Consider the following 8684-nt stretch of genomic DNA (forward strand, 5'->3'; position numbering starts at 1 on the left):
GCGCAGCATCGTCTCGATGCCGAACGGTGGCCGTCCCGTCTTCGCCTTCGGGTAGTGCGGCTGCACAATCTGCACCAGCGCAGCCCACGGCACCACTCGCTCCATCTCCTCCAGGAACTCCCGCTTGCGCGTCTTCTTGGTCGACAGATTCAGTCCCAGTCCCAGTTGCTTCATCGGCTCAACTCGCTTGGCGATCATGCCCTTCGTCTATGCAAGCCTCAGGCCGGTTTTGCAGAGTTTCCCTAGGGATCCGCGCCGCCCGGATAAACCAGCAGCGTCAACAATCACCGTTTGCGCATTCCAAACAATCGGGAGCAAAGATGGACCGTTTCGATGCGATGCTGGCCTTTGCCCGCGTGGTCGAGACCGGCAGCTTCACCCGGGCGGCCGAGACGCTTCACCTGAGCAAGACCAGCGTGACGCAGCTGGTGCAGCAGCTGGAGGCGCGGCTGCGCGTGAAGCTGCTCAACCGCACCACGCGGCGCGTCAACGTCACGGCCGATGGCGCGGCCTACTACGAGCACGTGGTGCGCCTGCTGGCCGACATGGACGATGCCGAGACCAGCCTGTCCAGCGCGGCGGCCTCGCCGCGCGGGCGGCTGCGCGTGGACGTGCCCACCCCGCTGGCACGCATGATCCTGGTGCCGGCCCTGCCGGCCTTCCACGAGCGCTACCCCGACATCCAGCTCGACATGGGCGTCAGCGACCGCATGGTCGACCTGATCGGCAAGAACGTGGACTGCGTGGTGCGCGGCGGCGAACTCACCGACCCCTCGCTGATGGCGCGCCGCGTCGGCGATCTGCAGCTGGGGGTGTGCGCGGCGCCGGGTTACCTGGCGCGCGCCGGCACGCCCTTGCATCCGCGCGAGCTCGAAGGCACGCACCACCGCATCGTCGGCTTCCTGTGGGCGCGCAGCGGCAAGGCCGTCCCCTATGCGATGCGCCGCGACGGGGAGCAGGTCGAGGTGCAGGGCCGCCACGTGCTCGCGGTCGACGACGGCAATGCCTACCTCGCGGCGGGCCTGGCCGGCCTCGGCATCCTCTGGCTGCCGGACTACATGTCCAGGCCGCACCTGGCGAGCGGCGAGCTGGTGCGGCTGTTCGACGGCTGGCAGCTGGACCCGATGCCGCTGTACATTGCATTCCCGCCCAACCGCTACGTCAGCGCCAAGGTGCGCGTGTTCATCGACTGGATCGCCCAGTTGATGGCGCAACACGCGCCGGTGGCCGGCCGCAGCGGCCCATGATCCCATCCCACGCAGGTCTGCAAGGAGGCAGCATGTTCGATCACGTCGGTTTCAGTGTCACGAATGTGGCCGAGAGCAAGGCGTTCTACCTCCAGGCGCTGGCACCGCTGGGCGTCGAGCTGGCGATGGAGGGCCCCTATGGCGTGGGGATGGGGCGACACCGCAAGCCCTCGCTGTGGATCTCCGAGACGAAGGAGCAACCCACGCACATGCACCTGGCCTTCACGGCCGACAGCCGCCAGCAGGTCGACGAGTTCTACCAGGCGGCCCTGGCCGCCGGCGGCAAGGACAATGGCGCCCCGGGCCTGCGCCCGCACTACCACGCGAACTACTACGGTGCCTTCGTGATCGGGCCGGACGGGCACAACGTCGAGGCGGTGTGCCACAAGCCCGAGGCTTGAACGCCCGCCGCGAACCGGCCGCGGTCGATGCCGCGGCATGACGTCGTATTTCTTCGTGCTGGGCGTGGGGCTGGTCGCGGGCTGCGTGAGCGGCGTGATCGGCACGGGCTCGTCGCTGATGCTCCTGCCGGTGCTCGTCTACACCTACGGGCCCAAGCAGGCGGTGCCCATCATGGCCGTCGCCGCGGTGCTGGCCAACATCGCGCGCGTTGCCGCCTGGTGGCGCGAGGTCGACTGGAAAGCCGCGGCGGCCTACGCGGTACCGGGCGCGATCACCGCGGCGCTCGGCGCGCGCACGCTGCTGTCGCTGCCGCCCGCCGTCATCGATTCGATGCTCGGGCTGTTCTTCCTGGCCATGCTGGCGCTGCGGCGGTGGCGCGCCGGCACGGGGCGGCGCCTGCGCTTGCGCGAAGTCTCGGCGGCAGGGGCCGTGATCGGCTTTCTCACCGGACTGGTGCTGTCGACGGGGCCGCTCAGCGTGCCCGTCTTCACCGCCTACGGCTTGACGGCAGGGGCCTTCCTCTCCACCGAGGCCGCCAGCTCGCTGGCGCTCTACCTCAGCAAGGTCGCGACGTTCCGCCATCTTGGCGCGCTGTCCGCCGGCACGCTGCTGCAAGGGCTGATCGTCGGCAGCTCCCTCATGGCGGGAACCTGCGCCGGGAAAGCGCTGGTGGTCCGGATCAGCCCCCATGCGTTCTCCCTGCTTCTGGACGCACTGATGCTGTGCTCGGGCCTGTCGCTGCTGTGGGCGGCGTGGCGCTGAGATACCCGTGACCTGCACGGGGGCAAGCACCGCACCGGATCCCCAGGACTAGACTGCGCCGCGGGGCGCCAGCCCCCCAACCCCTGCCAACCTGGAGATGACCATGAACCTTCGTTCCTGTTTCGCCGCCGGTGCATTGCTGGTCTCGAGCGCGGCCTTCGCGTTCCATTGCCCCGCCGACATGAAGAAGATCGACGAGGCCTTGGCCAAGAACCCGCAGCTCAGCGCCGCGCAGCTGGCCGAAGTCAAGAAACTCCGCGCCGAAGGCGAGACCCTGCACGCCGCCGGCAAGCACCAGGAATCGGTCGACACGCTGGCCAAGGCGATGACCATCCTCAACGTCAAGTAGCGCTCAGGCGCGACCCGCCCGCTTCGCCGCCGCGTGCCGTTTCGCGGCCGGCGGCAGCGTGCGCAGCTGCGCGTCGATCAGCCGCTGCCCCTCGTCCGCCAGGAACTGCTTGAACGCCGACGTCACCTGCGGCAGCCGGCGCGACGCCAGGTGCATCGCATACCAGTCCCGCTGCAGCGGGTTGCCGGCCATCGGCAGCAGCGCCAGCAGGCCGGCCTCGAGCTCCAGCGCACAGGTGTGCAGCGACAGGAAGGCCACGCCGAAGCCGGCCGCGCACATGTGCTTGATGGCCTCGTTGCTCGACATCTCGGAGCCGATGCGCAGCGGCACGCCTGCATCCTTGTAGAGCCGCTCCAGCGTCGTGCGCGTGCCCGAGCCGCGCTCGCGCGCCAGCAGGTTGGCACCCACCAGGTCGGCCAGCGCCGGCCTGCGCTGCTTCATCAGCGGGTGCTTCGGTGACGCGAGGAAGGCCATCGGGTGCTTGGCAAACGCCACCGCCGTGGTCTTCAGCTCGGCCGGCGGCCGGCCCATGATGGCGATGTCGACCTCCTGGGCCGCCAGCATCCGCACGATCTCGTCGCGGTTGCCCACCTGCAGCTTCACCTTCACGTCCGGATGCTGGCCGGCAAACGCCACCAGCAAGGGCGGCAGCAGGTACTCCGCGGTCGTCACCGCACCCACCCGCAGCGTGCCCGAGAAGATCCCGCGCTGCGCCGCCATCTCGTCGCCGGCCTCGCGCCACAGGTCGAGGATGCGCGCCGCGTAGTCGGCCATCAGCTCGCCCGCCGCCGTCAGGCGCACGCCGCGTCCGTCCTTCTCCAGCAGCGGCGCGCCGGCGCTTTCCTCCAGCAGCTTCAGCTGGATCGACACCGCCGGTTGCGTCAGGTGCAACTCGCTCGCGGCACGTGAAACGCTGCCCAGGCGCGACACGGCATGGAAGGCGGCGAGCTGGCGGAATGTGGCGTTCTTGAGCATCAGTCAAAGCTTATGAGTTGCCGAAAAGAATTAACTGTTGCGAATGCAATGCGGTTCGTACATTCGGTCCATCGACCAAGGAGAGTGTCCATGGGCCACATGAAAGACGCAACGCAGATCACCGACGCCAAAAAGCGCTATTCGGCCGGCGTGCTGAAGTACGCCCAGATGGGCTACTGGAACGCCGACTACGTGCCGAAGGCGACCGACATCCTGGCGCTGTTCCGCATCACGCCGCAGGACGGTGTCGACCCGATCGAGGCCGCCGCCGCGGTGGCCGGCGAATCGAGCACCGCCACCTGGACGGTGGTCTGGACCGACCGGCTCACCGCCTGCGACATGTACCGCGCCAAGGCCTACCGCGTCGAGCCGGTGCCGAACAACCCTGGCCAGTACTTCTGCCACGTCGCCTACGACCTGAGCCTGTTCGAGGAAGGGTCCATCACCAACGTCGCCGCGTCCATCATCGGCAACGTGTTCAGCTTCAAGCCGCTGAAGGCCGCGCGCCTCGAGGACATGCAGTTCCCGGTGGCCTACGTCAAGACCTTCAGCGGCCCGCCCACCGGCATCGTGGTCGAGCGCGAGCGGCTCGACAAGTTCGGCCGGCCGCTGCTGGGCGCCACCACCAAGCCCAAGCTCGGGCTGTCCGGCCGCAACTACGGCCGCGTGGTCTACGAGGGCCTGCGCGGCGGCCTCGACTTCATGAAGGACGACGAGAACATCAACTCGCAGCCCTTCATGCACTGGCGCGACCGCTTCCTGTTCGTGATGGACGCCGTCAACAAGGCCAGCGCCGCCACCGGCGAGGTCAAGGGCAGCTACCTCAACGTCACCGCCGGCACGATGGAAGAGATGTACCGCCGCGCCGAGTTCGCGAAGTCGCTGGGCTCGGTGATCGTGATGATCGACCTGGTGGTCGGCTACACCGCCATCCAGTCGATGAGCCACTGGTGCCGGCAGAACGACATGATCCTGCACCTGCACCGCGCGGGCCACGGCACCTACACGCGCCAGAAGAACCACGGCGTGAGCTTCCGCGTGATCGCGAAGTGGATGCGCCTGGCCGGCGTCGACCACATCCACGCCGGCACCGCCGTCGGCAAGCTCGAGGGCGACCCGCTGACCGTGCAGGGCTACTACAACGTGTGCCGCGACACGCACACCGTGGTCGACCTGCCGCGCGGCATCTTCTTCGAGCAGGACTGGGGCGCGCTGAAGAAGGTGATGCCGGTCGCGTCCGGCGGCATCCACGCCGGCCAGATGCACCAGCTGCTCGACCTGTTCGGCGACGACGTGGTGCTGCAGTTCGGCGGCGGCACCATCGGCCACCCGCAGGGCATCCAGGCCGGCGCCACCGCCAACCGCGTCGCGCTCGAGGCGATGGTGCTGGCGCGCAACGAGGGCCGCGACATCGCGAACGAAGGCCCCGCGATCCTCGCCGAGGCGGCGAAGTGGTGCGGCCCGCTGCGCGCCGCTCTCGATACCTGGGGCGAGATCAGCTTCAACTACACGCCCACCGACAGCTCCGACTACGTGCCCACCCTCGCCGTCGCCTGATCGCGCACCCACCTGGAGACCCCGCATGCGAATCACCCAAGGCACCTTCTCCTTCCTGCCCGACCTCAGCGACGCGCAGGTCATCGGCCAGGTCGACCACGCCCTCGGCAAGGGCTGGGCCATCGGCATCGAATACACCGACGACCCGCACCCGCGCAACACCTTCTGGGAGATGTTCGGCAACCCGATGTTCGACGTGTCCGACGCGGCCGGCGTGATGCTGGAGCTCAAGCAGTGCCGCAACACCTTTCCCGACCACTACATCCGCCTGACCGCGTTCGACTCGACCCACGGCACCGAATCGGTGGTGCTGTCCTTCATCGTCAACCGGCCGAAGGCCGAGCCGGGCTTCCGGCTGGTGCGCACCGAAGAGCAGGGCCGAACCTTGCGATACAGCATCGAAAGCTACGCCGTGCAGCGTTCGCCGGAGGGTGAACGGTACGGAATGCGCCAGGAGTGACCGACCCATGGACGAGGACCGCGACAGTCTGTGCCAGCCGCCGGCCGAGATGCCGGAAGCGTCGGCGGCGCGCGCGATGCTCGACCAGCTCGATGCCGAACTGATCGGCCTCGCGCCGGTCAAGGGCCGCATCCGCGACATCGCCGCGCTGCTGCTGATCGACAGGCTGCGCGCCGAGCAGGGCCTGCAGTCGCAGCCGCCGTCGCTGCACATGTGCTTCACCGGCAACCCCGGCACCGGCAAGACCACCGTCGCGATGCGCATGGCCGAGGTGCTGAAGCAACTGGGCTATGTGCGCAAGGGCCACCTGGTGGCGGTGACGCGCGACGACCTGGTCGGCCAGTTCATCGGCCACACCGCGCCCAAGACCCGCGAGGTGCTGAAGAAGGCCATGGGCGGCGTGCTCTTCATCGACGAGGCCTACTACCTCTACAAGCCCGAGAACGAACGCGACTACGGCCAGGAGTCGATCGAGATCCTGCTGCAGGTGATGGAGAACCAGCGCGACGACCTGGTGGTGATCCTCGCCGGCTACAAGGACCGCATGGACGGCTTCTTCGCCAGCAACCCCGGCATGGCCTCGCGCATCGCGCACCACATCGATTTCCCCGACTACAGCGAGGCCGAGCTGATGCTGATCGCGCGGCTGATGCTGACCCGGCTGAACTACCGCTTCGACGACGGCGCCGAGCCGGCCTTCGCGCGCTACGTGAGCCTGCGGCGGCAGCAGCCGCATTTCGCCAACGCGCGCTCGATCCGCAATGCGCTCGACCGCATCCGGCTGCGCCATGCGACGCGGCTGTTCAGCGCCGACCGCCGCCTGACGCGCGAGCAGTTGTGCACCCTGCAGGCCGAGGACGTGCTCGCGAGCCGCGTCTTCACCGGCGCCCCCCGCCAAGGAGCAACGACATGAGCGTGGAAGCCTTGATCTTCGACGTCGACGGCACGCTGGCCGACACCGAGGAAGCGCACCGCATCTCGTTCAACAGCGTGTTCGAGCAGCACCGGCTCGGCTGGACCTGGAGCCGCGCCGAATACCGGCAGCTGCTCGAAGTCCCCGGCGGCAAGGAGCGCATCGCGTCGTACATCGCGTCGCTGCCGCTCGGCGCGACCGAACGCCAGCGCCTGCTGGCCCTGGTGCCGCAGCTGCATGCCGACAAGACGCGCTTCTACGGCGAGGTGGTGCAGGAAGGCGGCGTCACGCTGCGCGAAGGCGTCGAGCGCCTGCTGAACGAGGCCGTCGAGCAAGGCTGCCACCTGGCCATCGCCAGCACCACCACCGCCGCCAACATCCACGCGCTGCTCGGCGCGACGCTGGGCGCGCGCGGGCTCGACCTGTTCGCGGTGATCGCCTGCGGCGACCAGGTGCGGGCCAAGAAGCCCGCGCCCGACATCTACCGCCTCGCGCTCGACACGCTGGGCCTGCCGCCCGAGCAGGCGCTGGCCGTCGAGGATTCGGCGCACGGCTTGCGCGCGGCCACGGCCGCCGGCCTGTGGACGCTGGTCACGCCGACCTTCTGGACCCAGGGCAGCGATTTCCAGGGCGCCGGCCTGGTGCTGCCGAGCCTGGGCAATCTCGGCTTCGACGAGCTGATCCGCATCGCGCGCCCGGCGCGCGGCGTGTCGCCCGTGCAGGCGCTTTACCGCGAGACCACCTGATGAACCCCGCCATCCGCATTGCCCCCAGCCTGCTGTCGGCCGACTTCGCGCGCCTGGGCGAAGAAGTCCGCGCGGTCATCGCCGCCGGTGCCGACCTGATCCACGTCGACGTGATGGACAACCACTACGTGCCCAACCTGACGATCGGCCCGATGGTGTGCCAGGCGATCGCGCCGCACTGCCGGCGCGGCGACCAGCCGGTGCCGATCGACGTGCACCTGATGGTCAAGCCGGTCGATGCGCTGATCCCGATGTTCGCGCAGGCCGGTGCGTCCATCATCTCGTTCCACCCGCAGGCGAGCGAGCACGTGGACCGCACGATCCAGTTGATCCACTCGTTCGGCGTGAAGGCGGGGCTCGCGCTGAACCCGGCCACGCCGCTGAACCTGCTCGACCACGTGCTCGACCAGCTCGACCTGGTGCTGCTGATGAGCGTCAACCCGGGCTTCGGCGGCCAGGCCTTCATCGAGGGCGTGCTGCCGAAGATCGAGGCCGCGCGACGGCGCATCGACGCGAGCGGGCGCGACGTCTGGCTCGAGGTCGACGGCGGCATCAACGCGAAGAACATCGCGCGCGTGGTGGCCGCCGGCGCCGACACGCTGGTGGCCGGCTCGGCGGTGTTCAGCGGCGGCGACTACCCGAAGGCGATCGCCGCCCTGTGCGTCAACGCGCAGCTGCGCGACCTGGCCGAGAGCCCGTGATGCCGATCGCCGCCCTCTGCTTCGACCTCGACGGCACGCTGGTCGACAGCGCCGCCGGCGTGGCGCTGGCCCTGAACACCGCGCTGGCCGAGGCCGGGTTGCCGCCGTTCGACGTGGCGACGGTGCGCGGCTGGATCGGCGACGGGCCCGATGCGCTGATCGGGCGCGCACTCGACGCCTGCCAGCTGCACGACCTGCCGGTGCTCGCCGCCCGGCTGCGCCTGCGCTTCGACGGCGCGACGCTGGCCACGCCGTCGGCGCAGGGCGCCGCCTACCCCGGCATCGCCGCGCTGCTGGCCCGGCTGGGCGGGCGCTACCCGATGGCGGTGGTGACGAACAAGCCGACGCCGCTGGCGCGCGCGGTGCTCGATGCGGCCGGGCTGCTGGAGCATTTCGCGCAGGTGCACGGCGCCGACCTGCCCGAGCTGCGCAAGCCGTCGCCATTGCTGATCCAGCAGGCGGCGCGGCGCTTCGGGGTCTCGGCCGCCAGCGTGCTGATGGTCGGCGATGGCGCGGCCGACCTCGCCGCCGCCGGCGCGGCCGGCAGCCAGGCCGCCTGGGCCGCCTGGGGC

12 protein-coding genes are annotated in these 8684 nt (G+C 69.5%); 10 read left to right on the forward strand and 2 right to left on the reverse strand.

The genetic code is table 11. The features are described 5' to 3' along the window. On the reverse strand, positions 1 to 174 hold a 174-nt coding region (locus tag AC1DYN_RS30420; protein WP_477966190.1), incomplete at its 3' end, for a transposase. Between the two features lie 146 nt (positions 175 to 320). Here AC1DYN_RS30420 and AC1DYN_RS30425 point away from each other — a divergent pair. From AC1DYN_RS30425 to AC1DYN_RS30440, 4 genes are all read left to right on the forward strand, one after another. Further along, positions 321 to 1247, forward strand: coding sequence for a LysR family transcriptional regulator (locus AC1DYN_RS30425; RefSeq protein WP_477966171.1), 927 nt, complete (start codon positions 321 to 323; stop codon positions 1245 to 1247). 32 nt (positions 1248 to 1279) lie between these two features. Next, positions 1280 to 1648 carry a VOC family protein gene (locus AC1DYN_RS30430; protein ID WP_477966174.1) on the forward strand — a complete coding sequence of 123 codons (369 nt, stop codon included), beginning with the start codon at positions 1280 to 1282 and terminating at the stop codon, positions 1646 to 1648. Positions 1649 to 1685: 37 nt separating this feature from the next. Continuing rightward, entirely contained in the window at positions 1686 to 2411 is a 726-nt protein-coding gene (locus AC1DYN_RS30435; RefSeq protein ID WP_477966176.1) for a sulfite exporter TauE/SafE family protein, read from the forward strand. Between the two features lie 103 nt (positions 2412 to 2514). Beyond that, positions 2515 to 2760: a PA2433 domain-containing protein gene (locus tag AC1DYN_RS30440; RefSeq protein ID WP_477966178.1), complete on the forward strand. Its 246-nt coding sequence runs from the start codon at positions 2515 to 2517 to the stop codon at positions 2758 to 2760. Positions 2761 to 2763: 3 nt separating this feature from the next. Here AC1DYN_RS30440 and AC1DYN_RS30445 read toward each other — a convergent pair whose 3' ends face one another. Then, positions 2764 to 3735 carry a LysR family transcriptional regulator gene (locus tag AC1DYN_RS30445; protein ID WP_477966180.1) on the reverse strand — a complete coding sequence of 324 codons (972 nt, stop codon included), beginning with the start codon at positions 3733 to 3735 and terminating at the stop codon, positions 2764 to 2766. 99 nt (positions 3736 to 3834) lie between these two features. On the opposite strand from AC1DYN_RS30445, the gene AC1DYN_RS30450 reads away from it, so the two are divergent. The 6 genes from AC1DYN_RS30450 to AC1DYN_RS30475 form a co-directional block, all read left to right on the forward strand. Continuing rightward, positions 3835 to 5292 carry a form I ribulose bisphosphate carboxylase large subunit gene (locus tag AC1DYN_RS30450; RefSeq protein WP_477966192.1) on the forward strand — a complete coding sequence of 486 codons (1458 nt, stop codon included), beginning with the start codon at positions 3835 to 3837 and terminating at the stop codon, positions 5290 to 5292. 25 nt (positions 5293 to 5317) lie between these two features. Then, positions 5318 to 5752, forward strand: a complete 435-nt coding sequence (locus tag AC1DYN_RS30455) for a ribulose bisphosphate carboxylase small subunit (protein WP_477966182.1) — start codon at positions 5318 to 5320, stop codon at positions 5750 to 5752. Positions 5753 to 5801: 49 nt separating this feature from the next. Further along, a complete protein-coding gene (gene cbbX / locus AC1DYN_RS30460) occupies positions 5802 to 6665 on the forward strand; it encodes a CbbX protein (protein ID WP_477966194.1) in 864 nt (287 codons plus the stop codon). Further along, positions 6662 to 7411: an HAD-IA family hydrolase gene (locus tag AC1DYN_RS30465; RefSeq protein ID WP_477966184.1), complete on the forward strand. Its 750-nt coding sequence runs from the start codon at positions 6662 to 6664 to the stop codon at positions 7409 to 7411. The genes cbbX and AC1DYN_RS30465 overlap by 4 nt, the downstream gene beginning before the upstream one ends. After that, positions 7411 to 8112 (forward strand): ribulose-phosphate 3-epimerase, encoded by a 702-nt coding sequence (gene rpe, locus AC1DYN_RS30470; protein WP_477966186.1) that lies wholly within the window; start codon positions 7411 to 7413, stop codon positions 8110 to 8112. Before AC1DYN_RS30465 ends, rpe begins: the two co-directional genes overlap by 1 nt. After that, positions 8112 to 8684: HAD-IA family hydrolase (locus tag AC1DYN_RS30475; RefSeq protein WP_477966188.1), on the forward strand; the 573-nt coding region annotated here is incomplete at its 3' end. The genes rpe and AC1DYN_RS30475, both read left to right, overlap by 1 nt.

It is taken from the genome of Rhizobacter sp. P2_D12, from assembly GCF_056404395.1.

Coding starts and splice junctions, on each gene's coding strand:
- AC1DYN_RS30425 (WP_477966171.1), top strand. CDS start 321: ATGGACCGTTTCGATGCGATGCTGGCCTTTGCCCGCGTGGTCGAGACC.
- AC1DYN_RS30430 (WP_477966174.1), top strand. CDS start 1,280: ATGTTCGATCACGTCGGTTTCAGTGTCACGAATGTGGCCGAGAGCAAG.
- AC1DYN_RS30435 (WP_477966176.1), top strand. CDS start 1,686: ATGACGTCGTATTTCTTCGTGCTGGGCGTGGGGCTGGTCGCGGGCTGC.
- AC1DYN_RS30440 (WP_477966178.1), top strand. CDS start 2,515: ATGAACCTTCGTTCCTGTTTCGCCGCCGGTGCATTGCTGGTCTCGAGC.
- AC1DYN_RS30445 (WP_477966180.1), bottom strand. CDS start 3,735: ATGCTCAAGAACGCCACATTCCGCCAGCTCGCCGCCTTCCATGCCGTG.
- AC1DYN_RS30450 (WP_477966192.1), top strand. CDS start 3,835: ATGAAAGACGCAACGCAGATCACCGACGCCAAAAAGCGCTATTCGGCC.
- AC1DYN_RS30455 (WP_477966182.1), top strand. CDS start 5,318: ATGCGAATCACCCAAGGCACCTTCTCCTTCCTGCCCGACCTCAGCGAC.
- cbbX (WP_477966194.1), top strand. CDS start 5,802: ATGCCGGAAGCGTCGGCGGCGCGCGCGATGCTCGACCAGCTCGATGCC.
- AC1DYN_RS30465 (WP_477966184.1), top strand. CDS start 6,662: ATGAGCGTGGAAGCCTTGATCTTCGACGTCGACGGCACGCTGGCCGAC.
- rpe (WP_477966186.1), top strand. CDS start 7,411: ATGAACCCCGCCATCCGCATTGCCCCCAGCCTGCTGTCGGCCGACTTC.